We start from the raw sequence: 23570 nt of genomic DNA on the forward strand, positions 1-23570 counted from the left end.
CGTGCCCGCGGAGTGGGTCGCCGGCGCTCAGCGGCCCTGCGACCGCTCCTGGTCGAGGGCCAGCGCCAGGTAGACCGCCGTGAAGTCGGCCACCGCCAGCTGCCGGGCCAGGCGCGGCAGCCGGGCCTGGCGGTCGGGCTCGCCGTGCTCGGCCAGCCCGCTGACCGGCACGTTGTTGGCCGCCGCGGTGCGCAGCACCTCGGCCATCGCCTCCGCGGCCGACCGAGGCTCCCGCTCGCCACCGCCGTCGTGGTGGGCGGCGTCGGTGTCGCGGATGGTGAGCAGCCGCAGCCGGCGGCCCTCGTCGTCGGTGCGGTCGCGGAAGAAGTCGTCGGCGTCCCGCGGGGCCAGGGGGCCGCCGAGGACGGCGCGGGCGGCCACGCGCTGGTCGGGCAGCCGGTAGCCGCTGGCGGGCAGGCCCGCCAGGGTGGCCAGCTGGTCGGCGAAGCGGGTGGCCGCGGTGCCGGCCAGCGAGCCCTCGGCGACGATCACCGGCAGCGCGTCCAGCAGCTCCAGGGCCAGGGTCTTGGCCGGGTTGACGAACGACTCGCGGGCCGGGCCGCACTCGGCGGCGACCTCGTCGAGGGTCGCGGCGACGGCCTCGCAGTCGGCGGCGCCCTGCCCGACCAGGCCCAGCCCGGTGGCCAGGCGCAGCAGCGGGGTCAGCAGCGACCACAGCGTGGTGTGCCGGACGCGCGAGCGCGGCAGCGGCACGTACGGCATCCGCGCGGTGGAGCAGGCCGCGCGCAGCGGCGCGTCCTCGGCGCCGATGCCCAGCAGCGAGACGCCGCGGCGGGCGGCCTCGTAGGCCGGCGCCACCGCGTAGGCGCCGGCGCCGGTCCGGGTGGCGACGACGGCGACGTCGGTCGGGCCGGTCCACACCGGGAGGTCCGGGCCCGGGACGACGTCGACGGTGACCGGGCTGGCGGGGCCCAGCAGCGCCCGCAGCACCGAGGCGGCCACCGCCCCCTCGCGCCGGGCGACGATGACCATCCCGCGCGGGCGCCCGCCGGTGGTGATCCGGTCCAGGCCGGCCTCGTCGGTCAGCCGGGCGGTCTCGCGGACCTGGGCGCCGGCACCGGCGACGGCCGGCAGCAGCCCGCGGGGGTCACGGGCCCGCAGCACGTCGAGGTCGTCGAGGACCTCCTCGGCCAGCTCGGGCGAGGTCATGCCGACCGGGTCCGTGCCTCGTCCAGCAGCAGCACCGGGATGCCGTCGCGCACCGGGAAGCCCCGGTCGCAGGTCGGGCACACCAGCTCGCCCGCCGCCTCGTCCACCGTCAGCGGGCTGTGGTGGGTGTCGGGACAGGCCAGGACCTGCAGCAGCACCGGGTCGAGCCCCAGGGGTCCGGTCCCGCTCACGCGCGCACCATCCCCAGCACGCGGTCGCGCAGCTGCGCCATGCGCGGCTCGTCGGGCGCCTCGACGTTGAGCCGCAGCAGCGGCTCGGTGTTGCTGGCCCGGAGGTTGAACCACGACCCGTCGGGCAGGTCGACGGTCAGCCCGTCGAGCTCGTCGAACGTCGCGCCCTCGGCCTCGAACGCCTCGCGGACCGCCGCGGCCCGCCCGGCGGCGTCGGCGACGGTGGAGTTGATCTCCCCGGAGGCGGCGTAGCGGCTGTAGGCGGCGGTCAGCTCCGACAGCGGCCGGCTCTGCTCCCCCAGCGCGGCGAGCACGTGCATCGCCGCGAGCATCCCGGTGTCGGCCCGCCAGAAGTCGCGGAAGTAGTAGTGCGCCGAGTGCTCGCCGCCGAAGACGGCGTCGGTGCGCGCCATCTCGGCCTTGATGAACGAGTGCCCGACCCGCGTGCGCACGGGCTGGCCACCGTGCTCGCGGACGATCTCGGGCACCGCCCGCGAGGTGATCAGGTTGTGGATCACCGTCGTCCCCCGGCCCTTGGCCAGCTCCCGGACGGCGACCAGCGCGGTGATCGCCGAGGGGCTCACCGGCTCGCCGCGCTCGTCGACGACGAACACCCGGTCGGCGTCCCCGTCGAAGGCCAGGCCGATGTCGGCACCCTCCCGGCGGACGGCCTCCTGCAGGTCGACCAGGTTGGCCGGGTCCAGCGGGTTGGCCTCGTGGTTGGGGAAGGTGCCGTCGAGCTCGAAGTACAGCGGGACGACGTCGAGCGGGAGGCCGGCCAGCACGACGGGGACGGTGTGCCCGCCCATGCCGTTGCCGGCGTCGACGACCACGCGCAGCGGCCGGATGCCCGACAGGTCGACCAGCCGGCGCAGGTGCTCGGCGTAGTCGCCGAGCAGGTCGCGCTGGGCGACCTCGGCGGTGCGCGCGGGCTGCCGGTCGTAGCTGTCGCGCTCGGCCCACTGGCGGACGGTCGCCAGGCCGGACTCCTGCCCGACGGGCGCGGCGCCGGCCCGGCAGAGCTTGATGCCGTTGTACTGCGCGGGGTTGTGGCTGGCGGTGAACATCGCGCCGGGGACGTCGAGCGAGCCGGCGGCGAAGTAGAGCAGGTCGGTGGAGCCCAGGCCCGCCTCGACGACGTCGACGCCGCGGGAGAGCACGCCCTCGGCGAAGGCGCGGGAGAGCGGCACCGACGAGGGGCGCATGTCGTGGGCGGTGACGACCGCGGTGGCGCCGCTCTCGGTGGTCACGAGCTCGGCGAAGGCGGCGCCGATGCGCCGCGCGACGTCCTCGTCCCACTGGTCGGGGACGACGCCCCGGACGTCGTATGCCTTGATGATCGCCGACAGGTCCGTCACTGCCACCCTCGCCTGGACTGCCCGGCCGCTCGGCTGCGTCCGGTGCCCGTCGACCCTAACGGCGGGCGCGCGCGGGCTGCGGTCGGCCTCGCTGCAGGGTCCCGCCGCGAGCCTGCGAGCGGTGGGGGGCAGCGAGGTCCTTCACGGGATGTCGGGGAGGACCCGCAGGTGCCCGCGGCGGGTGCCGCGGCCGTCGTCGGCCGGCGGCCGCGGCGGCTCGGGGCGGGCGGCCTCGCGGACGGCGTCGGCCAGCGCGAGCAGGTCGTCCCCGGTCGGACCGGAGTCCTCGACGTCGATCTCGTGCCGGACGACCTCCCAGCCGCGCGGCACGGTGAGCCGCTCGGCGTGGAACTCGCAGAGGTCGTAGCTGTGCGGCTCCGAGAACGTGGCCAACGGCCCGACGACAGCGGTCGACTCGGCGTACACGTAGGTCAGGGTCGCCGCCGCCGGTTGTGCGCAGCCGCTGCGCGAGCAGCGACGTGACTGCCTCACCACCGGTTCCTCACGCGAGGCACAGTAGCCGCGTCCGCGGGGTGTCGGCGACAGGCACACCGGTGCGCGCACCTCTGTTCCCCCACCGTCCCCACGCATCCAACCCGACGCCTCCGGGCACTCGCGCACCGGGTGGCCGGTGCGGCCGGGCGGCCGGTGCGCTGCCCGCGCCCCCGGTGCGCCGTACGCTCGCCCCGCCATGAGCCGACCCGACCGCCGCTCTCCCCGCACCCGCCGCGACCGGCACGGCCGGGGTCTGCGGGGCCGCCTGGTGCCCGGCGACGTGCCGCTCGCGCGCAGCCGCGCCGAGCAGTTCGACGACCTGGTCCTCGACGCGGTGGAGGACCTCGAGCGCCGCTGGGAGCGGGAGCTGGCCGGGGTCGAGTTCGCCGTCGAGGACGTGCCGTGGGTCGACCACACCGACCCCGACGAGGTGGTGCTCGACCCCGACGTCCTCGACGACGGCACGGTGCCGCTGGCGCGGGTGCTGCCCGCCCACCGCGAGGACGGTCGCGAGGTGCCGGCGCGGATCGTCGTCTACCGGCGGCCGCTGGAGATCCGGGCGCACGACCGCGACGACCTCGCCGACCTCGTCCGCGACGTCGTCGTCGACCAGGTGGCCGTGCTGCTGGGCCGCGACCCGGAGGAGATCGACCCGACGGGTTAGTCGAAGGACCCCCTCGCCCCCACCGCTCGCACGCTCGCGGCGGGCCCCTGCGAGGGGGCCGTTCAGGTGCCTGTCCGGACCGGGCTGCCGAGGGCGGCGGCGAGGCGGCGGGCCTCCTCCAGGCGGGCGCGGGCGAAGGCGGCGTCGAGGCCGTCGCCGCGGTCGGCCCGGGTCAGCCGGGCGACGAGCTGCTCCAGCGCGACGGCGTGCCACAGCAGGCCGACGTCGGGCTCCTCCCACCCGGCGGTGCGCGTCCGGACGACGTCGGCGACGCGCCCGCGGTCGTCGGCGTCGGGCGTGGTGGCCCACAGCGTCAGCAGGTCGCGGTGACGGGGCACGGGCCGCACGCCCGACCACTCGAGGACCACCAGCCGCCCCTCCGCGTCGGGCCCGGTGGCCTCCGCGGTGGTGTCGACGACGGCGTTGGCGGCGCGCAGGTCGCCGTGGCCGGCCTCCGACAGCGGCAGCTGTGCCGCGGCCGCCCGCACCGCCCGCAGCTCGCCGACCCGCAACCCGCCGCGCAGCAGGCGGGCCGCGTCGCCCACGGTGCCGCGCGCCCGGCGCAGCACCGGTGCGACGGGCGGGGACCACGGCTCCCCCGCGGGGACCGGCAGGGGCGCGATGCGCAGGGCGGACTCGACCGCCACCGCCGTCCACCGCGGCCCGCCGGAGGGGCCGGGGTGCACCCGCCGGGACAGCAGCCAGCGGCCGTCCTCGGCCGTGGCGAGGACCTCCGGGACGCCGACCTGCCGGTCGGCGGCCCAGCGCCGGCCCCGCAGCTCGGCGCGCAGCCGGCGCAGCCCGCTCTCGGTGACGGCGAGGTCGAGCACGGCGTCGGCGAGCACCCCCTGGACGACGCCGAGGCGGGTGCTGAGGTCGGTGACCGCGAGCAGCGGGCCGCCGGCCCCGAGCTCGGCGAGCAGTGCGGCGACCCGCTCCCGCACCGCCGTCCCCGCCGCACCCGACGCGCTCCCCGCCACCCGGGGATCGTGACAGGGACCCCGGCGGGTCGCACGGAGGGCCGGCACGGGCGGGACTGCGATGCTCTCGGGGATGGACTCCCCCGCTCCGGTCGCCGCCTGGGTCGTGCTGGCCGTGGCGCTGCTGGCGCTGGGCGCGGTGGCCGCCGGCCTGCTGCTGGGCCGGCGCGGGCGGGCCGCCGCCGAGCCCGAGGCCCAGCCCGAGGCCCAGCCCGAGGCCGAGCCCGCCGGGCCCGAGACCCCGGCCCGTCCGGCCGGCCGGCGCTGGGCGCAGGACGACCTGCCCGGGTTCCTCGAGTCGCCCCCCGGCACGCCGGCGACCGTCGGCCCGGGGCCTCCCCCGCCGCCGGTGCCGGCTCCCGGCCCGGCCGGGCCCGACCCGGCGGGCCGGACGGTGGCCGGGCTGGCCGTCGCGGCGCTGGCGCTGGTCGCCGTGCTCGCCGCGGTCGCGGGCGTCGCGCGGGGCGGGGACGCCCTCCCCGGCGCGCACGCGACGGCGCCCGAGCCGCGGGCGCCGGCCCCCACGGCGACCCCGCCGACCACCGCCCCGACGGAGCTGCCGCCCGTCCCCGCCGACCCGCTGCCCGGCGAGCGGGGCGCGGGCGCGCTGGCCACGCGGTCGGTGCCCCTCGGCGACGACGGCGTGACCGCGCGGCTGGCGCTCGGCGGGCTGGTGCTGGAGCGGCGGGCGGTCGGCGTGACCGTCGCCTACCCGTCGGTGAGCGTGACCGTGGGTGAGGGCGAGGCGCTGGCGCACGTGCTGCTGCCCACCTGGAACTGCCTGGGCGGCACGGCGCCGGCCGACCCGGCCGCGGCCGGCTGCACGCCCGCCGGCGTCGAGTACGCCGACCTCCCGACGCCGGCGCTGGAGGTCACCCGCGACGGCGACGCGCTGCGGCTGACCGGGCGCTTCCCCACCTACACCCGCCCGTCGGGGACGCCGCCGACCTACACCGGCCGGGTCTACCCGCTGAGCGTCACGGTGGTGCCGGCCGGGCCGCTGCGCGACGGGCAGGCGCGCGCCGAGGGGGCACTGTTCCTGGGCACCGACCGCGCGGAGTCGCTGCCCGACCCGGCGCTCAGCCGGATCCGCGTCGCCGGCTGAGCGGCGCCACCGGCAGGTGGGCCGCGCCCCGGTCGAGGACCGCCCGCAGCGCCCGGCCGCGGCCGGAGAGGGTCACGCCGACGGCGGGTGCGCCACGGGCGGTGGTCAGCCCGCCCAGCTCCGAGCGCCCCCACCAGGGCAGCCGGTCCGCACCGTCCACGAGCGTCAGCAGGCCGGCGCGCAGCCGGCCGCCGTCGGTCACCGTGGCCACCTCGACGCGGCCCAGCGCGGCGTGCAGCCGGGCGGCGGCGCGCACCAGGTCGCGGGCGCGCCGGTCGCGCTCCCCGGCCAGCAGCGCGGGTAGCGCGCGGTCGAGGTCGCGGGCGTCCCGGCTGCGCACGACCCGGCCGGGGGCCACGGCGTCGAGGTCGTCGACCAGGCGGGTGGTGCGCGCGCTCGCCACCCGGGCGTCGGGCCGCAGCCGGGCCAGCGCCCGCACGGTGGGGTCGCCCAGCGGCAGCCCGGCCAGCCGCAGCCGCCAGGGCCGCCGCAGCGAGGCGAGCAGGTCGAGGACGCCGGCCGCGAGCCGGTCCGCGGCGTCCTCGTCCCGGGCCGGCAGCCGTGCGGGCGGGCGGCCGCCGGGCGCGGGCAGGCCGTCGCCGAGCACGGTGGCGGTCACGACCGGGCCGGTCGTCGCCAGCGCCAGCAGCGCCAGCGCGTCGGGGCGGCCCGACCCGCGGGGCCCGACGACGACGGCCACGGGCACCAGCCGCGGTCGCCGGTGCACCGACTGCACGGACAGCACGGTCGTCAGCCACGGCGCCTCGGCGGTGACCGGTGCGGCGAGCGCCCGGGCCAGCGGCACGGCGGCGCGGACCTCACGGGCGACGTCGGCCCGGCCCCGTGCCGTGCGCGTGTGCCTGTCCCCGCCCGCCACCACGCCATCCGACCACAGCGCCGGGGAACCGGCCCTGGGGACGCCGCAGCCCCCGACGGCGGTGCCGTCGGGGGCTGCGGGGAGTGGACGGGGGGACGTCGCACGTCGGTGTGCCGGTGCCCGATCCGGCTCCCTCCCGGGCTCCCCGAGAGGGGCCGGAGGAGGGAGCCTGGCTCACATCGCGCGGCGGCGCAGGCGGCGGCGCTCCCGCTCGGAGAGCCCGCCCCAGATGCCGAAGCGCTCGTCGTTGGCGAGGGCGTACTCCAGGCACTCGGCCTTGACCTCGCAGCCGGTGCAGATCTTCTTCGCCTCGCGGGTGGAGCCGCCCTTCTCGGGGAAGAACGCCTCGGGGTCGGTCTCGGCGCACAGCGCGCGCTCCTGCCACGACTGGGCCTCGTCCTGCAGGGCCATGCCGAGCACCCCCATCAGACCCTGGTCGGGCCGGTCGGCGCTGCGTCCGCCCCGCTCCGTCGAGCCGATGTAGTCACTCAGCCACGAGACCTCTGCCATGACGATGCGTCCCCTTCGCTGTCGTCGTCGGAGGCCAGGTCCCCGGGTCTCCCCCGGGCGTCCCCCCGCGCCTCGCACCGGTCGGAATTACACGCGTGTCGTTGCCTGAGCGTCAACTTCGCCCGGTGTAAGCGGTTGACCACACGCGCCCCAGGCGTCCCACCTCGTTCGTCACATCTCGTGCAGGTACTCGACACGCCCGGCGAACAGTGGACAACTGCCCATCGGGCACGATGAGTTTCGTGGAGATCGTCGTCCTCGCCGGAGGTGTCGGAGGGGCCCGGTTCCTCACCGGTCTCCGGGACGTCGCGCCGCCGTCGTCGGTCACCGCGGTGGTGAACACCGGCGACGACGTGACCCTGCACGGGCTGCGCGTCTGCCCCGACCTCGACACCGTCGTCTACACCCTCGGCGGCGCCATCGACCCCGGGCGCGGCTGGGGCCGGGCCGGCGAGACGTGGACGGTCAAGGAGGAGCTGGCCGCCTACGGCGCGGAGCCCACCTGGTTCGGCCTCGGCGACCGCGACCTCGCCACCCACCTGGTGCGCACCCGCATGCTCGACGCCGGCTACCCCCTCTCCGACGTCACCGCCGCGCTGGCCGACCGCTGGCAGCCGGGCGTGACCGTGCTGCCGATGAGCGACCAGCGGGTGGAGACCCACGTCGTCGTCGACGACCCCGACACCGGCCGCCGCGGGGCGATCCACTTCCAGGAGTGGTGGGTGCGCCACCGCGCCGAGCCCGCGCCGCACGCCTTCGTGCAGGTCGGCGCCGAGCGCGCCCGCCCGGCGCCCGGCGTGGCCGAGGCGCTGGCCCGCGCCGACGCCGTCGTCCTGGCGCCGTCGAACCCGGTCGTGTCGATCGGCACGATCCTCGGCGTGCCGGGTCTGCGCGACGCGCTGCGCGCAACCCCGGGCCGCGTGGTGGGGATCTCCCCGATCATCGGTGGCGCGGTGGTGCGCGGCATGGCCGACCGCTGCCTGCCGGTGCTCGGCGTCGAGGTCAGCGCCGAGGGCGTCGGCCGGCACTACGGCGCCCGCTCCGCCGGCGGCCTGCTCGACGCGTGGCTGGTGCACGAGGACGACCCCGCGCAGGTCCCCGGAGTCGACGTCCGCGCCGTGCCGCTGCTGATGAGCTCGCCCGGGGCCACCGCCGCGATGGCCCGCGCCGCACTGGACGCCGCCGGTGTCTGAGCCGGCGGGCATCCGGGTCCTCCCGGTCGCGGGACTGCCGGAGTTCGCCCCCGGCGACGACCTGGCCGGCGCGGTCGCCGGGGCCGCGCCCTGGCTGGCCGACGGCGACGTCGTCGTCGTCACCTCCAAGGTGGTCTCGAAGGTGGAGGGCCGGGTGGTCCCCGTGCCGCCCGGCGCCGACCACGAGGCCGTGCGCCAGCGGGCCATCGACGCGGAGACCGTGCGGGTCGTGGCCCGCCGCGGCCCGCTGAGGATCGTGGAGACCCGCCAGGGCTGGGTGGTGGCCGCCGCCGGCATCGACGCCTCCAACGTGCCCGGCGACTCCCTCGTGCTGCTGCCCGAGGACGCCGACGCCTCGGCGCGGGGGCTGCGCGCCCGGCTGCACGAGCTGCTCGGCGTCGAGGTGGCGGTGGTCGTCAGCGACACCTTCGGCCGCACCTGGCGCGAGGGGCTCACCGACGTCGCGGTCGGCTCCGCGGGCATCGCCGCGCTGACCGACCACCGCGGCGCCGTCGACGCCCACGGCAACCGGCTGGAGACCACCCAGGTCGCCGTCGTCGACGAGCTCGCCTCGGCCGCCGACCTGGTCAAGGGCAAGCTCGACGGCGTGCCGGTCGCCGTCGTCCGGGGGCTGTCCTTCACCGCGCCGAGGGCCGACGACGGCACGCGGCCGCTGGTGCGGCTGGGCCCCGGCGACCTGTTCCCCTACGGCAGCCGCGACCTGGTGGCCAGCCGGGTGCCGGTGGCCGACCTGGTGCCGCGGCCGGGCGACCGCGAGGCGGTGGCCGAGGCCTTCCGCGTGGCCAGCGCGGCGCTGCCGGAGTTCCCGGTGGTGCTGCGGCACGGCGGGGAGGGCGACGGCGTCGTCGACGTCCACCTGTACGAGCGGGTCACCACGACGACGGCGCTCAACCTCGGCGCGCTGGTCGGCGCGGTGCTGGTGCAGCTGCACGCGGAGGGCTGGGCCACCCGCTGGGAGCCGGTCGGCACGCCGGGCGGGTCGTCACTCGTCGGGAGGCTGTGGCTGGGCTCGCCGCGGGTCTGACGGCCGCGCAGTCGCTAGCGTCGCCGGACATGCGGGGGATCATCCTGGCCGGGGGCACGGGCAGCCGCCTGTTCCCCATCACGCAGGCGGTCAGCAAGCAGCTGATGCCCGTCTACGACAAGCCGATGGTCTACTACCCGCTCTCGACCCTGATGATGGCCGGCGTCCGCGAGGTGCTGGTGATCACCACCCCCGGCGACCAGGCGGCCTTCCGCGCGCTGCTCGGCGACGGTGAGCGGCTCGGGATGCGCATCGAGTACGCCGTCCAGGAGCGGCCCGAGGGCCTGGCGCAGGCCTTCCTCATCGGGGCGGGTTTCGTCGGCGACGAGTCGGTGGCCCTGGTGCTGGGCGACAACATCTTCTACGGCGCCGGCCTCGGGACCGCCCTGGGCCGGCTGCCCGACCCCGACGGCGGGCACGTGTTCGCCTACCACGTCGCCAACCCGCAGGACTACGGCGTCGTGGAGTTCGACGGCGCGGGGCGGGTCCTGTCGATCGAGGAGAAGCCGGCGGTACCGAAGAGCTCCTACGCCGTGCCCGGGCTGTACTTCTACGAGTCGTCGGTGGTCGAGGTGGCCCGCGGGATCGGGCCCAGCGCCCGGGGCGAGCTGGAGATCACCGCCGTCAACGAGCACTACCTGCGGCAGGGCCGGCTGACCGTGACCGTCCTGGACCGGGGCACGGCGTGGCTGGACACCGGGACGTTCTCCTCGCTGCGCCAGGCCACGGAGTTCGTCTCGGTGGTCGAGGAGCGGCAGGGGCTCAAGATCGGCTGCATCGAGGAGGTCGCCTGGCGGCAGGGCTGGCTCGACGACGACGGGCTGCGCCGGGCCGCCGAGCCCCTGGGCAGGAGCGGCTACGGCGACTACCTGCTCGGCCTCCTCGACGGCCGCTGAGGGGCCCGCGGGGATCAGGTGACCTGATCGTCGCGCGTCCTCCCCCACCGCCCACCGTCGGTAGGACGCGCTCCCGGGGAGGACGCCGTCGAGCGGCCCCCTCGCCGGGAGCGCCCACCGCCCCTACGCTGCCCCGCACCCGACCCGAGGTCCCGAGGGGGGCGGAGCACGATGCCCGGAGCCCACGAGGTGCCCCGCGCCGCCTGGACGGCGGGCCGCCGCGCCGTGGCGGTCGCACTCCTGCTGGTCCTCGGCCTCCTGGCCTGGGCGGTGGTCGAGCTGCTGCGCCCCGACGGCGCCGGTGGCGAGCCCGCAGCGACCACCACCCCGTCGCCGGCAGCCGGCACGACGCCCCCGCCACCCGCACCGACCACGTCGCCACCGACCCCGCCGGCGATGTCCGACGCCGACCTGCGCGCCGCGTTCCTGGCGCTGGCCGCCCGCGACCGCGGGCACGACCGGGTGGTGCCGGTCGACGCGCTCCCGGCGGCCGCCGAGCAGGTGTGCGCCACCGTCCGTGCCGATCCGACCGACGCGACGCTCGAGGCGGCGGCGACGTCGCTGCAGGAGGGCGAGTTCGCGCTCGACGAGGCGCCCTCCTGGGAGTTCCTCGACCTGGCGACCACCGTCTACTGCCCCGACCAGCACCCCCTCGTCGTGCAGGCGATCGACCTGCGGCTCGGGTGAGTGCTCAGATGCGGCGGTGGTCCGTCGGCGCGGTCCGCGGACCGCGGCGCGGCGGCATGCTCCCGCCGACGCGCAGCAGCCGCACCACCCGCTGCCGGTGCCCCCGCCAGGGCTCGAGCAGCTCCATCATCCCGTCGTCGTCGGTCCTGCGGCCGGCCAGCGACCAGCCGACGAGGTTCTTCAGGTGGTAGTCGCCGTAGCTGACGGTGTCCGGGCAGCCGTGGGTGCGCTGGACGACCTCTGCCGCCGTCCACACACCGATGCCGGGCACCGTGCGCAGCCTGCGCTGCAGCGTCGGCGAGTCGCAGCCCTCGTCGGGCTCCAGTGCGTGCGCCACCGACGCGACGTGCAGCAGCGCCCGCCGCCGCGCGCCGTCGAGGCCGCAGCGGTGCCACTCCCAGTCGGTGATCTCGCGCAGCCGGCGCGGCGAGGGCAGCACCCGCATGCCCGCGGGTGCCGGTCCGGGCGCGGGGTCGCCGGCCAGCCGCAGCAGCGCCCGCCACACCCGGTGCGCCTCGACGACGGTCACCTTCTGCTCGAGCACCGCCGGCACCAGGGCGTCCCAGGTGCGGCCGGTGCGGCCCAGCCGCAGGTCGAGGGTGCGCCGGGCGATCGCGCCGACCAGCCGGTGGCAGTCCGGGTCGAACCCGTCCGGGCAGTCGTCGGCGCCGAGCCAGCCGGGCACGGCCGTCCCGGCCCACTCCGCGCCCGGCCCCCACGCCTGCACGTGCACCTCGCCGCCGCGGCAGGCGATGCGCACCGTCGCCGGCCCGCACGGCGTGGTGGTGGTGCGCCACACGGCGTCGCCGTCCCACTGCATCGCCGGGTCGCCGGCGCTGCGCTGGTGCGGACGCAGCACCGCCGGCAGGTCGACGCGCCAGCCCGGCCGCCAGCAGTCGGTGAAGTCGGCCCCGTCGAGGACGGGCGGGGGTGCGGGTGGCGGTGCGGGTGCCGGCGGGGTCCGGGCCGGCAGGGAGGTGGTCACGCGGGTCTCCGGGGAAGAGGGAGAGAGAGGAGCAGCCCGCGCGTCAGCGCGGGGCCATGCGCAGGGCGCCGTCCATGCGGATGGTCTCGCCGTTGAGGTAGCCGTGCTCGACGATGGCCAGCGCCAGCCGGGCGAAGTCGTCGGGGCGGCCCAGCCGCTTGGGGAACGGGATGCCGCCCGCCAGCGCGGCGCGGGCCTCCTCCGGCAGGCTGCCCAGCAGCGGGGTGTCGACCAGGCCGGGGGCGATCGTGCACACCCGCACGCCGACGCTGGACAGGTCGCGGGCGGCGGGCAGCGTCAGGCCGACGATGCCGCCCTTGGAGGCGGCGTAGGCCACCTGACCGATCTGCCCGTCGAACGCCGCGATCGAGGCGGTGTTGACGACGACGCCGCGCTCGCCGTCCTCCTCGGGCTCCGTGGCGGCCATCGCGGCGGCGGCCAGGCGCAGCACGTTGAAGGTGCCGACCAGGTTGACCATGACGGTGCGCAGGAACGGGTCGAGGTCGTGCGCGGTGTTGCCCTTGCCCACGGTGCGCTGCGCCCAGCCGATGCCCGCGCAGTTGACCGCGATGCGCAGCGGCCGGTCCTTGCCGGTGGCGTCGGCGACCGCGGCGGCCACCTGCGACTCGTCGGTCACGTCGGTCCGCACGAAGGTCGCGTGCCCGCCCAGCTCGGCGGCCAGCGCGTTCCCGCGCTCCTCGTTGAGGTCCACGATCGTGACCGCCGCCCCGCGCGCGGCCAGCGCGCGGGTGGTGGCCTCCCCGAGGCCGGAGGCCCCGCCGGACACGACAGCTGCGACGTCGAAGCTCTGCATGCCCGGCAAGGTATCCCGGGGGTGCGGCCTCCCTGCAGGGTCCCGCCGCGAGCCTGCGAGTGGCGGGGGGCAGGGAGGTCCTCCCCTAGCTGTACCGGCCACCGAACCTCTCCTCGACGGCCGCGAGCAGGGCCTTGACCCGCTCGGCGTCGGCCACCGGGCACACCATCGTGACGTCGGCGGTGGCGACGACGACGCTGTCGCGGACGCCGACGAGGGCCACCACGTGCTCCGGGTCGTCGCTGAAGACGATGTTGCCCGCGCTGTCGAGGGTCACCGCGAGGCCGGCGACGGCGTTGCCGCCCTCGGTGGCGAGGGTCTGCGCGAGGGCCGGCCACGAGCCCACGTCGAGCCAGTCGACGTCGAGGTCGGCGACCAGCACCCGACCCGGCTCGGTGGCGGCGGGCTCCAGCACGGCGTAGTCGACGCTGGTCTTCGGCAGGGTCGGGAAGACCTCGGCGAGGACGGCGTCGCGCTGCGGCCCGGCCGGTGCGGCGACCACCCGGTCGAGCCCCTCGGCGCTGGCCGGCAGGTGCTCGGCCAGCGCGTCGAGCACGGTGCGCGCCCGCCAGACGAACATCCCGGAGTTCCACAGGTACTCGCCGGAGGCCAGGTAGCCCTCGGCGGTGGCGCGGTCGGGCTTCTCCTTGAACGCCGCCGCCTCGGCCACCCCGGGCACCCCCGTGGGCGCGCCGCGGCGCACGTAGCCGAAGCCGGTGGCCGGCGCGGTGGGCCGGATGCCGAGGGTGACCAGCGCCCGCGGGCGGGTGGCCAGCGCGTCGTAGGCGGTGCCCAGTGCCGCCGCGAACCGCTCCACCGGCCGGATCACGTGGTCGGCGCTGACGACGGCCAGCTCGGCGTCGGGGTCGGCCTCGGCCACCAGCGCGGCGGCCAGCCCGACGGCGTTGGCGGTGTCGCGGGCGACCGGCTCGAGCACCAGCCGGTCGGGCCGCAGCCGCGGCAGGGCCGCCTGCACCTGGTCGCCGTAGCGCGCGGCGGTGCACACCCAGATCCGCTCGGCGGGCAGCACGGCCTCCAGCCGCGCGAACGCCTCGGCGAGCAGGCTGTGCGCGCCGCCGTCCCCGCTGCTGACCACGTCGAGCAGCTGCTTGGGCCGGGCGGCGCGCGACAGCGGCCACAGCCGCGTGCCCGAGCCGCCGGCCATGACGACCGCGTGCCTCATGCCGACGCCTCCTGTCGGGTCCGGGCCCGGCCGCGGGCCGACCGGCCGACGTCGTCGGCGCGGCGCTGGAACCGGGCACCGGCGGCCACCCGGCCGCTGACGTAGGAGACCAGCATCCGGGCGCCGAGACCGGCCCGCAGGGCACCCCGCAGCGGGGCGTTGCGCCGGCCGGGGTGCTGGCCGGACAGGTAGCGCAGCGCGCTGGTGTGGTGCACCCGCGCCATGCGGTGCGGCTCGCGCCGGGTGGCGTGCCCGCCCTCGTGCACCACGACCGCCGTGGGTGCGTACACGTGCAGCCAGCCGGCCCGGCCGAGCCGCTCGGCGAGGTCGACGTCCTCGAAGTACATGAAGTAGCCCGGGTCGAAGCCGCCGACCGACCAGAACGCCTCGAGGTCGACGAGGAAGCAGGAGCCCGACAGCCAGCCGGCGGTGCGCTCGCGCGGCGCCTCGCGCTCGCGGCGGTAGCGCGCCGTCCAGGGGTTGGCCGGCCACGCCCAGCCCAGCAGCGCGTGCCCGGCGCCGGTCGACAGCCGCGGCAGGTCGCGCGCCGACGGGTAGAGCTCGCCCTCCGGCGTGCGGATGGCCGGCCCGACGGTGGCCGCGCGCGGCCAGCGGCCGGCGACGGCGAGCAGCTCGTCGAGCGAGCCGGGCTCGAAGCGGACGTCGGGGTTGGCCACGAGGGCGTACCCCTCCGTCACCCCGGCCAGGCCGGCGTTGACCGCCGCGCCGTAGCCGACGTTGCCGCCGGTGCGCAGCAGCCGCACGTGGCCGTGGCGGGCGGCGACGTCCTCGGGGACGCCGTCGGTGGAGCCGTTGTCGGCGAGCACGACCTCGACCGGGCGGGTGGTGGCCTCGGCGAGGGAGGTCACGAACCCCTCGAGGGCCTCGCCGGGCGAGTAGGTCACCGCCACCACGCGCAACGGCCGGTCGGGAGGGGGGCAGGGCACGGGCCGACTCTAGGAGGCAGGCCCGGGAGGCGGGCGCGGACGGCGGGAGGGCGGGGCGGGTGGGGCCGCTGGGACGAGGGGGACGGTCCCGTCACGATGCGCCCCAGGAGTCCCGCGGGAGCCCGAGCCGCACCAGCCGCGCCGGTACAGTCGCCAGGCGTGACCTCAGCCCGTCCTGACCTCGTCGTCGTCGGCTCCGGCTTCTTCGGCCTGACCGTCGCCGAACGGGTGGCCAGCCAGCTGGACAAGCGCGTGCTCGTCCTCGACCGCCGCGACCACATCGGGGGCAACGCCTACTCCGAGCCGGAGCCCGAGACCGGGATCGAGATCCACCGGTACGGCGCCCACCTGTTCCACACGTCCAACGAGCGGGTCTGGCAGTACGTCAACCAGTTCACCGAGTTCACGAAGTACCAGCACAAGGTCTACTCGATCTACGCGGGCAAGACGTACTCGCTGCCGATCAACCTGGCCACCATCTGCCAGTACTTCGACAAGAGCTTCTCCCCCTCCGAGGCCCGGGCCCTGGTGGCCGAGCAGGCCGGCGAGATCGACACCGCCGAGGCGCAGAACCTCGAGGAGAAGGCGATCTCGCTGATCGGCCGCCCCCTCTACGAGGCGTTCATCCGCGGCTACACCAAGAAGCAGTGGCAGACCGACCCCACCGAGCTGCCCGCCGCGGTCATCGCCCGCCTGCCGGTGCGCTACACCTTCGACAACCGGTACTTCAACGACACCTACGAGGGCCTGCCGGTCGGCGGGTACACCGCGTGGCTGCAGGAGATGGCCGACCACCCGAACATCGAGGTGCGGCTGTCGACCGACTGGTTCGACGTCCGCGACCAGCTGCCCGCCGACGTGCCGACGGTGTTCACCGGCCCGATCGACAAGTACTTCGGCTACGAGGCCGGCGCGCTGGGCTGGCGCACCCTGGACTTCGAGACCGAGGTGCTGCCGATCGGCGACTTCCAGGGCACCTCGGTGATGAACTACGCCGACGAGGACGTGCCCTTCACCCGGATCCACGAGTTCCGGCACTTCCACCCGGAGCGGGACTACCCGGCCGACAGGACCGTCGTCGTCCGGGAGTACTCGCGCTTCGCCGAGACCGGCGACGAGCCGTACTACCCGATCAACACGCCCGAGGACCGGGCGAAGCTCGAGCGCTACCGCGAGCTGGCCAAGCAGGAGGCCGCGGAGAAGCGGGTGCTGTTCGGCGGCCGGCTGGGTACCTACAAGTACCTGGACATGCACATGGCCATCGGTTCCGCGCTCTCCATGTTCGACAACCGCATCCGGCCGTTCTTCGACGAGGGTGGCTCGCTCGACGGCCGCCTCGAGGATTGACAGCGAGGACTGACCTCCCATGACCACACAGCAGGTGGCCGACGCACCGGTCAACCCGGACACCGTCAGCGAACCGGCCGAGACCGACCTGGTCCCCGACAAGGCCGTCACGCTCGTCCAGCGGGTCCTCATGCCGCGGCCCGCCGACCCCCTCAAGGTCCGCAGCCTCTACCTCGACGAGGAGAACGCCCCGATCCGCGTCCGGCAGGACGGGCGGCACTCCGGCCTCATCGCGGCCGGGTCCGAGGTCTCCTTCGCCACGTACTTCAACGCCTTCCCCGCCAGCTACTGGCGCCGGTGGAGCGTGCTGGGCTCGGTCGTCCTGCGGGTGACCGTCTCCGGGACCTGCCGGGTCGACGTCCACCGCTCCAAGGCCGACGGCGAGTCGATGCACGTCACCGGCGTCTCGCACCAGGGCGACGAGCAGACCATCGAGCTCGAGCTGGACCTGGCGCCGTTCATCGACGGCGGCTGGTACTGGTTCGACGTCACCGCCGAGAGCGACACGGTGGTCCGCGAGGCCGGCTGGTACGCCCCCCAGGCGCCCGCCGAGGAGCCCCGGCTGGCCGTCGGCATCTGCACGTACAACCGTCCCGTCGACGCGCTGGCCGCCGCCCGCGCGCTGGCCGACGACCCCGCGGTGCTCGAGCGGCTGGCGCTGGTCACCATCGCCGACCAGGGCAACAACCACGTCCGCGACGCCGCCGGCTACACCGAGGTCAAGGCCGCGCTGGGCGACCGGCTGCGGGTGGTCGAGCAGCCCAACCTCGGCGGCAGCGGCGGCTTCGCGCGCACCATCCACGAGGCGTTCACCCGCAGCGACGCCACCCACGTGGTGCTGCTCGACGACGACATCATGATCGAGCCCGACAGCCTGCTGCGGGCGCGCGCCTTCGCCGCGTACGCCAAGAACCCGATCCTGGTGGGCGGGCAGATGCTGGCGCTGCAGAACCGCTCGGTGCTGCACAGCATGGGCGAGATCGTCGACCGCGAGACGTTCTTCTGGACCAACGCGCCCAACACCGAGTACCACCACGACTTCGGCAAGGAGTCGCTGCGCGAGTCGCCGGACCTGCACCGCCGCATCGACGTCGACTACAACGGCTGGTGGATGTGCCTGATCCCCCGCACCGTCGTCGACGCGATCGGCATGCCGCTGCCGGTGTTCATCAAGTGGGACGACGCCGAGTACGGCCTGCGCGCCTTCGCCGCCGGCTTCCCGACCGCGTCGCTGCCGGGCACCGCCATCTGGCACCTCTCCTGGGGCGACAAGGACGACGCCAGCGACTGGCAGGCCTACTACCACATCCGCAACCGGCTGGTCGCCGCGGCGCTGCACTCGCCGCACCGGCACGGCGGCAAGCTGTTCCGCGAGATGCTCAAGGCCGACCTGCGGTTCCTCATCAACCTGCAGTACTCGACCGTCGAGCTGCACCACCTGGCCTACCGCGACTTCCTCGCCGGCCCGGAGTCGCTGTTCCGCGACATGCCGCAGTCGGTGGTGCGCGCCCGCGAGGTGCGCGCCACGCACGCCGACGGCCAGGTGCTGCCCTCCTCGTCCGACCTGCCGCTGCCCTCGATGCCGACGGCCAAGGCGGTGCGCTTCCGCCGCATCCCGGTCAACCCGCTGTCGATCGGCAAGACGCTGGTCAGCGCGCTGGTGCACAACGCCCGCCCGGTCGCGCCGGAGAACCTGGACACCCCGCAGCTGAACCTGGCCTTCCAGGACGCGCGCTGGTTCCTGCTCTCCCGGCTCGACAGCGCCACCGTGGGCACCGCCGACGGCCGCGGGGTCACCTTCCGGCGCCGTGACCCGGCGACCTTCCGCCGGCTGGTGACGACGTCGGCGCAGCTGCTGCGCCGGATGTCGCAGGAGTTCCCGGACCTGCAGCGGCGCTACCAGGCCGCGGCCGGCGAGCTGACGTCGATGGACCGCTGGGGCGAGGCCTTCGAGGAGTGGGGCTACCAGCGCGTCTGAGGACGCCCGGTACGACGAGGGCCCCGGCCGGATCTCCGGTCGGGGCCCTCCCGTCGTCCGGTCGACCCCGTCCCGAGGGTGCGAGGGGTGGGGAGGACGGGGTCGTCGCTCAGGGACGGGCCAGGCGCTCCCGGCGGCCGGCGCGGGTCAGCTGCCGCCACTGCCGCCAGCCGGCGGGGTCGCGGCGGGAGACGAGGAAGAACCAGCCGAAGCGGACCGTCTCCAGCGGCCGCAGCCAGCGCATGCCCGGCTGGGCCATCAGGTAGCCGCGGTTGCGGTAGGTGAAGTACCGCTTGACCTCGTCGGCCGGGTACTGCGCGGAGAGCCGCCCGCCGAGGATGGGCGCGAACTCCGTCGTCCCCTCCGGGTGCAGGTAGGCCGCCTGCGGGCAGGTCCCGAAGGGCAGCCCGGCGCGCAGCAGCCGGCGGTGCACCTCGGTCTCGTCGCCGCGGAAGAACAGCCGGTAGTCCGGGACGCCGACGACGTCGAGCGCCTCGGCCCGGAAGAGCGCGCCGTTGAACAGCGAGGCGTAGCGCGGCAGCAGGTCCAGGCCGGCGAAGTCGCTGCGCCGGCGCCGCCAGCGCAGGCCCCGCCGCAGCGGGAAGGCCAGCCGGTCGGGGTCGGCCATGTCGGTGACGAGGGGGCTGACCTCGGCCAGCCCGTGCCGCTGCGCGGCGTCGAGGAGGGTGGCGAGCACGGTCTCGTCGGCCGGGCGGCCGTCGTCGTCGGCGCACCAGACCCAGTCCGCGCCGATCGCCAGGGCGTGCAGCATGCCGTAGGCGAAGCCGCCGGCCCCGCCGAGGTTGCGCGCGCTGGGCAGGTGGGTGGCCGGCAGCCCGCTGGCCGTGACGACGTCGGCGGCCGACCGGTCCGGGCCGTTGTCGACGACGACGACGTGGTCGACCGGTCGGGTCTGCGCGGCGAGCGCGGCCAGGCTGTGCGCCAGCAGCTCCTGCCGGTGCCGGGTGACGACGACGGCGACGATGCGCTCCCCGGCCGCGGGAGCGGTCGCCGTCACGCCGGGAGGCCCTTGTAGGCCCGCAGCACGTCGTCGAGCACGCCCTGCTGCTTGATCCGGCCGTGCTCCATCCAGATGGCGGTGTCGCACAGCTCGCGGAGGAACTCGTCGGAGTGCGAGGCGAACACCAGCAGCCCCGAGCGCTCGACCAGCGCCACCAGCCGCTGCTTGGACTTCTCGAGGAAGGCGGCGTCGACGGCGCCGATGCCCTCGTCGAGCAGCAGGATCTCCGGGTCGATGCTGGTCACGACGCCCAGGGCCAGGCGCACCCGCATGCCGGTGGAGTAGGTGCGCAGCGGCATGTGCAGGAAGTCGCCGAGCTCGGTGAAGTCGGCGATGTCGTCGACCCGCTCCTGCATCTGCTTCCGGGTCATCCCGAGGAACAGGCCGCGGATCATGATGTTCTCGAGCCCGGAGATCTCGGGGTCCATGCCGACGCCGAGGTCGAACACCGGGGCCACCCGGCCGCGCACCTCGGCGATGCCGCGGGTGGGCTCGTAGATGCCCGACAGCAGGCGCAGGAGGGTGGACTTGCCGGCGCCGTTGTGGCCGACCAGGCCGACCCGGGCGCCGTGCTCGAGGGACACGGTGATGTCCCGCAGCGCCTCGATGACCGGGACCTTGCGGCTGCTGTCGACGTTGCCGCCCACCAGGTTGACGACGGTCTTCTTCAGCGACCGGCTCTTGGCGTCGAAGATCGGGAAGTCGACGCACGCGTCCTTGGTGACGATGCCGATGGGGCTGCTCGGGCTCGCCGTGCTGTCGTTGCTCACGCTCACACCCAGTAGGAGACGCGGGACCGGTAGCGGCGCAGCACGACCATCGTGAGCGCCCAGCCGACCACCGTGATGGCGAGGACGACCACCCAGTGCCGCCACACCTGGTCCTGGCCCAGGAGCGGCCTGCGGATGATCTCGATGAAGTGCAGGAAGGGGTTGAACTCGGCCAGCCGCGCCCGCTCGGCGATGGCGGGGTTGGGGCTGTTCACGAGCTCGTCGTAGATCCAGACGATCGGCGTCAGGAAGAAGGCGAGCTGCACGACGCTCTGCGTGATCGGCAGGATGTCGCGGAACCGCGCCGTGATGGTGCCGACCGCCAGCGCCACCCACGCGCCGTTGAGCGCCAGCAGGGCGAAGGCCGGGACCGCGTAGACGACCGTCCACGTCAGCGGCTGCGGGAAGACCAGCAGCATGACCACGTAGACGAGCAGGTTGTGCACGAAGAACAGCACCTGCCGCCACACCAGGCGGTAGACGTGCACCGACAGCGGCGAGGGCAGGTGCTTGATGAGGCCCTCGTTGGCGATGAAGACCTCGGAGCCCTCGTTGATGCAGCCGCTGACGAAGTTCCAGACGATGAAGCCCACGAGGACGTGCGGCAGCAGGCGGGACAGCTCGACGTCGAACAGGCCCGAGTAGAGGACACCGAGCGCGACGGCGGTCACCGCCATGCTGATCGAGATCCACACCGGCCCGAGGACCGAGCGGCGGTAGCGCTGCCGGATGTCCTGCCAGCCGAGGTGCCCCCACAGCTGGCGCTGCTCCCAGCCGCGCCTGAGGTCGGCGAGGGCCGCGGTGAACGTCCGCCCTACCGGATGTGCCACTGCCACGTGGAGTCACGCTACCTGCGCGCCAGGGGGCCCTGGTTCCGGCTCGCGAGGCCGACGGGACCGATTCGTCACACGGGTCCCGTCGACCTCGCCGGCACCGCGGTCAGGGAACGGTGAGCGTCCCGCGCCCGGAGTCCGGCCCCGGCCGCTCGCCCACCCGAGCGGGCACGTCGCCGCGTGCAGCATCGACAGCGGTCACGGCTGCGGCTCACCCGGGGCAGGGGCGTCCACGGTTCCCCGGCACGCCTCCAGGGCCAGCAGCCGCGCAGCGGGACCCTGGGGGCACACCAGGTACTGGGCCCAGATGGACGGGCTGCTGTTCAGGCGTTCGAGGAACGCGGGGACCGTCTCGTCCCAGGGCTGCTCGTAGGCAGGCGGCTGCCCCACCACACGGTCGAACTCCGAGGACCAGGTCGGCACCGACAGGGCCACGGCCGCGATGCTGACCACGGTCAGCGCGATCCGGCCGACCGGCCTGTTCGGCGGTGCCGTCCCTCGGACCGCACCGACCCAGGCCAGCACGTTGAGCGCCATGAGGGCAGGCAACGACGCCCGCATCGCGAGGTCGTTGTACTCGCCGAGCCTGAGGAACGGCAGCACGAGCAGGACGAGGAGCACGGGCACGAGCGCCGCCCTGTAGCGGCCCGCGAAGAGGGCCATGACCACCCAGAGACCGATCTCCACGGCGAGGAAGAGGACGTATCCCTGCACGCCGATCCCCGTCGTCGACAGCTCCTGCCCACCGCCGGTGAGGCTCAGGAAGAGCGCGACCGGGAGCACGGCGGACCCGAGACACACCTCCACCCAGAGGGACCGCCAGCGCAGCGGCACGCGCTGTACGGCGAACCTGAGGAGCAACGCCCCCAGGAGCACCGCGCCCCCCATCGCGGCGAACGGCGACCACAGCGCCGACAGGCCGACGGCGAACAGCAGGGCGCGGCCCTCCCGCCACTGCCCCTGGGGCCAGGCGCGGACGAACAGCACGCCGATGAGCCACGACGGGATGGCGTGCTGGGGCACCCAGCACAGCGCCGTGACGTTGCCGCTGTACTGCAGGACGACGTCGTCCGACATCATCCACCACTCGCTGGGGACGGCATCGCCGGAGACGGCCACGGCACCCAGCAGGTCGGCCCCACCGAACGCCACCAGCACGACGGCCGCCCACAGCGCTCGTCGTCCCCTGTCGAAGAAGCCGCTGAGGAGCGTCAGCAGCACCGCGAAACCGAGGGCGATCCACAGGAGGAGGGCGGCATGGGCGACGACGACGGACCCGCCGGCCACCTTGCCCACCGCCGCAGCGGGCAGGTGGAGGCCGAAGCTGTAGACCAGGGACGCGTTCGCCAGGCCCTCGTAGGCGACCGGCCACGGCATCGTCGTCAGGTCGTGGAGCAGGGCGTTGTGCTTGTTCCAGTCCCAGGGCGGGTCGACGATCCCCGCAGCTCCTCCGACGGTCGCCAGGGCGAGGGCCAGCACGACGATGGCGGCCACCTGGCTCCAGCGGAGGCTGATCGAACCGCGAGGCGTCTCGGAGCGGTCCGGGGAGTGCCGGCTCGAGGCGGCGAAGACCAGTGCGACCACGAGGAGCACCGCGGCGGCCCACACCACCGGGGTGTGCAGGTACACCGCGAGGAGGAGGACGGGCAGGCCGAGGTACACGAGCGCGACGGTCACGAGCGCGTGGGTCCGGACGTCGAGCGTCCGCGGCCCCGCCGCCTCCACCGCTGTGGTCGGGGAGGACCCGTCCGGTTCAGCCGTCTTGGTCCTGATCACAGGTGTCTACCGTCCGTGTGTTCGAGCTGGAGGGGAGGTCCCTCGAGGGGCCGCCTCGCGGAACCAGGTCGGGTGCCCTCCCGCTCGTGGGCGGGGTCCGCGTGCTCCCACCCACGGGACAGGGCCGCCGGGGCCGCGCACGTGCTCGGTCCGGCCGGCCGGGCACGTGCCACGGCGAGCCACGCTACCTGCGTGCGCCGGAGACCCGACACGGCTCGCGGGACCGACGGGGATCGCTGGCCACGCCCGTCCCGTCGGTCCCGCGAGCCCCTCGTCAGGGCGCGCTGAGCGTCCCGTGCTGGAAGTCGGCCCGCTGCTGGCCCGCGACGACGGAGGTGTCGGACACGGGGTAGCCCAGCGTCCCGGTCGTCCCGCCGGTGGCCAGGTAGGCGGTGTTCAGCTCCGTCCTCAGCACGTGGGCACCGGTCGCGGCCGACCAGTAGATCGTGCCCCCCGCGAAGGAGGTCGTGCGCCCCTGGCCGTCAGGCGTCACCTGGTCACTGGTGATCGGGAAGCCCAGGTAGCCACCCGAGGCACCCGCCCGCCGGTAGGCGGCCCGGATCTCTCCGCGCACCACGTGCGCCCCGGTCCGCGGGGTCCAGAAGATGTCCCCGACCTGGAAGCTGGTGACCACTCCCCGGCCGTCGGCCGTCGGCCCCTCGTCCACCGTCGGATAGCCCAGCGACCCGGGACCCCCGGCAGCCCGGTAGGCCTTCAGGATCTCCCCCCGCACCACCTTCACGCC

The 23570-nt window shown here is 75.6% G+C and carries 24 protein-coding genes; 8 read left to right on the forward strand and 16 right to left on the reverse strand.

All coding sequences use genetic code 11. The features are described from left to right. Nucleotides 1–27: 27 nt before the first annotated feature. The 4 genes from BMZ33_RS05290 to BMZ33_RS05305 all read right to left on the reverse strand — a co-directional run bounded on the left by BMZ33_RS05290 (nt 28) and on the right by BMZ33_RS05305 (nt 3271). On the reverse strand, nt 28–1170 hold the full coding sequence (locus BMZ33_RS05290; protein WP_091108515.1) for an SIS domain-containing protein: 1143 nt from the start codon (nt 1168–1170) through the stop codon (nt 28–30). Then, nucleotides 1167–1361, reverse strand: a complete 195-nt coding sequence (locus BMZ33_RS05295) for a Trm112 family protein (protein ID WP_169063924.1) — start codon at nt 1359–1361, stop codon at nt 1167–1169. The genes BMZ33_RS05290 and BMZ33_RS05295 overlap by 4 nt, the downstream gene beginning before the upstream one ends. Continuing rightward, nucleotides 1358–2719 (reverse strand): phosphomannomutase/phosphoglucomutase, encoded by a 1362-nt coding sequence (locus tag BMZ33_RS05300; protein WP_091108516.1) that lies wholly within the window; start codon nt 2717–2719, stop codon nt 1358–1360. The genes BMZ33_RS05295 and BMZ33_RS05300 overlap by 4 nt, the downstream gene beginning before the upstream one ends. A gap of 141 nt (nt 2720–2860) precedes the next feature. Continuing rightward, nucleotides 2861–3271, reverse strand: coding sequence for a DUF3499 domain-containing protein (locus BMZ33_RS05305; RefSeq protein WP_342027955.1), 411 nt, complete (start codon nt 3269–3271; stop codon nt 2861–2863). Nucleotides 3272–3410: 139 nt separating this feature from the next. Between BMZ33_RS05305 and BMZ33_RS05310 the strand changes: the two genes are divergently transcribed. Continuing rightward, on the forward strand, nt 3411–3878 hold the full coding sequence (locus BMZ33_RS05310; RefSeq protein ID WP_091108518.1) for a metallopeptidase family protein: 468 nt from the start codon (nt 3411–3413) through the stop codon (nt 3876–3878). A 62-nt stretch (nt 3879–3940) separates the two neighbouring features. Here the strand turns inward: BMZ33_RS05310 and BMZ33_RS05315 are convergent, their stop codons facing one another. After that, the gene (locus BMZ33_RS05315; protein WP_136697196.1) at nt 3941–4858 is read right to left on the reverse strand and encodes a hypothetical protein; all 918 of its coding nucleotides are present in this window, start codon (nt 4856–4858) and stop codon (nt 3941–3943) included. A 73-nt stretch (nt 4859–4931) separates the two neighbouring features. Here BMZ33_RS05315 and BMZ33_RS05320 point away from each other — a divergent pair, with 73 nt between their 5' ends. After that, entirely contained in the window at nt 4932–5963 is a 1032-nt protein-coding gene (locus BMZ33_RS05320; RefSeq protein WP_136697197.1) for a hypothetical protein, read from the forward strand. Here BMZ33_RS05320 and BMZ33_RS05325 read toward each other — a convergent pair. Both BMZ33_RS05325 and BMZ33_RS05330 read right to left on the reverse strand, forming a co-directional pair. Further along, nucleotides 5938–6840, reverse strand: coding sequence for a hypothetical protein (locus tag BMZ33_RS05325; RefSeq protein ID WP_169063925.1), 903 nt, complete (start codon nt 6838–6840; stop codon nt 5938–5940). The two genes, BMZ33_RS05320 and BMZ33_RS05325, sit on opposite strands and share 26 nt — an antisense overlap. Nucleotides 6841–7014: 174 nt before the next feature. Beyond that, complete coding sequence (locus tag BMZ33_RS05330; RefSeq protein ID WP_211202820.1) at nt 7015–7266, reverse strand: WhiB family transcriptional regulator; 252 nt, start codon at nt 7264–7266, stop codon at nt 7015–7017. Nucleotides 7267–7583: 317 nt separating this feature from the next. Here BMZ33_RS05330 and cofD point away from each other — a divergent pair, with 317 nt between their 5' ends. The 4 genes from cofD to BMZ33_RS05350 all read left to right on the forward strand — a co-directional run bounded on the left by cofD (nt 7584) and on the right by BMZ33_RS05350 (nt 11171). Continuing rightward, nucleotides 7584–8543, forward strand: coding sequence for a 2-phospho-L-lactate transferase (gene cofD / locus BMZ33_RS05335; protein ID WP_244524238.1), 960 nt, complete (start codon nt 7584–7586; stop codon nt 8541–8543). Further along, nucleotides 8536–9588, forward strand: a complete 1053-nt coding sequence (locus tag BMZ33_RS05340) for a coenzyme F420-0:L-glutamate ligase (RefSeq protein ID WP_091108523.1) — start codon at nt 8536–8538, stop codon at nt 9586–9588. Before cofD ends, BMZ33_RS05340 begins: the two co-directional genes overlap by 8 nt. Before the next feature lie 29 nt (nt 9589–9617). Continuing rightward, the gene (gene rfbA, locus BMZ33_RS05345; protein WP_091108524.1) at nt 9618–10484 is read left to right on the forward strand and encodes a glucose-1-phosphate thymidylyltransferase RfbA; all 867 of its coding nucleotides are present in this window, start codon (nt 9618–9620) and stop codon (nt 10482–10484) included. Between the two features lie 171 nt (nt 10485–10655). Beyond that, nucleotides 10656–11171: a DUF732 domain-containing protein gene (locus tag BMZ33_RS05350; protein ID WP_091108525.1), complete on the forward strand. Its 516-nt coding sequence runs from the start codon at nt 10656–10658 to the stop codon at nt 11169–11171. Nucleotides 11172–11175: 4 nt separating this feature from the next. Here the strand turns inward: BMZ33_RS05350 and BMZ33_RS05355 are convergent, their stop codons facing one another. From BMZ33_RS05355 to BMZ33_RS05370, 4 genes are all read right to left on the reverse strand, one after another. Then, nucleotides 11176–12156: a DNA-3-methyladenine glycosylase family protein gene (locus BMZ33_RS05355; RefSeq protein WP_169063926.1), complete on the reverse strand. Its 981-nt coding sequence runs from the start codon at nt 12154–12156 to the stop codon at nt 11176–11178. Nucleotides 12157–12199: 43 nt separating this feature from the next. Beyond that, nucleotides 12200–12970 (reverse strand): SDR family NAD(P)-dependent oxidoreductase, encoded by a 771-nt coding sequence (locus BMZ33_RS05360; protein WP_091108526.1) that lies wholly within the window; start codon nt 12968–12970, stop codon nt 12200–12202. An 85-nt stretch (nt 12971–13055) separates the two neighbouring features. Then, on the reverse strand, nt 13056–14153 hold the full coding sequence (locus BMZ33_RS05365) for a mannose-1-phosphate guanylyltransferase (RefSeq protein ID WP_091108527.1): 1098 nt from the start codon (nt 14151–14153) through the stop codon (nt 13056–13058). Then, a complete protein-coding gene (locus tag BMZ33_RS05370) occupies nt 14150–15100 on the reverse strand; it encodes a glycosyltransferase family 2 protein (protein ID WP_091108528.1) in 951 nt (316 codons plus the stop codon). Before BMZ33_RS05370 ends, BMZ33_RS05365 begins: the two co-directional genes overlap by 4 nt. 159 nt (nt 15101–15259) lie before the next feature. On the opposite strand from BMZ33_RS05370, the gene glf reads away from it, so the two are divergent. Together glf and BMZ33_RS05380 are read left to right on the forward strand one after the other, a co-directional pair. After that, the gene (glf, locus tag BMZ33_RS05375) at nt 15260–16447 is read left to right on the forward strand and encodes a UDP-galactopyranose mutase (protein ID WP_091108529.1); all 1188 of its coding nucleotides are present in this window, start codon (nt 15260–15262) and stop codon (nt 16445–16447) included. Between the two features lie 19 nt (nt 16448–16466). Next, nucleotides 16467–18425: a glycosyltransferase gene (locus BMZ33_RS05380; protein ID WP_091108530.1), complete on the forward strand. Its 1959-nt coding sequence runs from the start codon at nt 16467–16469 to the stop codon at nt 18423–18425. 109 nt (nt 18426–18534) lie between these two features. Here BMZ33_RS05380 and glfT1 read toward each other — a convergent pair whose 3' ends face one another. The 5 genes from glfT1 to BMZ33_RS05405 form a co-directional block, all read right to left on the reverse strand. Then, nucleotides 18535–19443, reverse strand: coding sequence for a galactofuranosyltransferase GlfT1 (gene glfT1, locus BMZ33_RS05385; RefSeq protein ID WP_091108531.1), 909 nt, complete (start codon nt 19441–19443; stop codon nt 18535–18537). Beyond that, a complete protein-coding gene (gene wzt, locus BMZ33_RS05390; protein ID WP_169063927.1) occupies nt 19440–20216 on the reverse strand; it encodes a galactan export ABC transporter ATP-binding subunit Wzt/RfbE in 777 nt (258 codons plus the stop codon). The genes glfT1 and wzt overlap by 4 nt, the downstream gene beginning before the upstream one ends. Before the next feature lie 2 nt (nt 20217–20218). Next, entirely contained in the window at nt 20219–21052 is an 834-nt protein-coding gene (gene wzm / locus BMZ33_RS05395) for a galactan export ABC transporter permease subunit Wzm/RfbD (RefSeq protein WP_091108532.1), read from the reverse strand. Nucleotides 21053–21247: 195 nt separating this feature from the next. Further along, entirely contained in the window at nt 21248–22726 is a 1479-nt protein-coding gene (locus BMZ33_RS05400; RefSeq protein ID WP_136697198.1) for a hypothetical protein, read from the reverse strand. Nucleotides 22727–23099: 373 nt separating this feature from the next. Then, nucleotides 23100–23570 (reverse strand): LGFP repeat-containing protein (locus BMZ33_RS05405; protein WP_425283682.1); only part of this gene is annotated, 471 nt, incomplete at its 5' end.

The sequence above is a fragment of the Geodermatophilus dictyosporus genome, from assembly GCF_900115505.1.
In the GTDB taxonomy this organism is placed as follows: Bacteria; Actinomycetota; Actinomycetes; order Mycobacteriales; family Geodermatophilaceae; genus Geodermatophilus; species Geodermatophilus dictyosporus.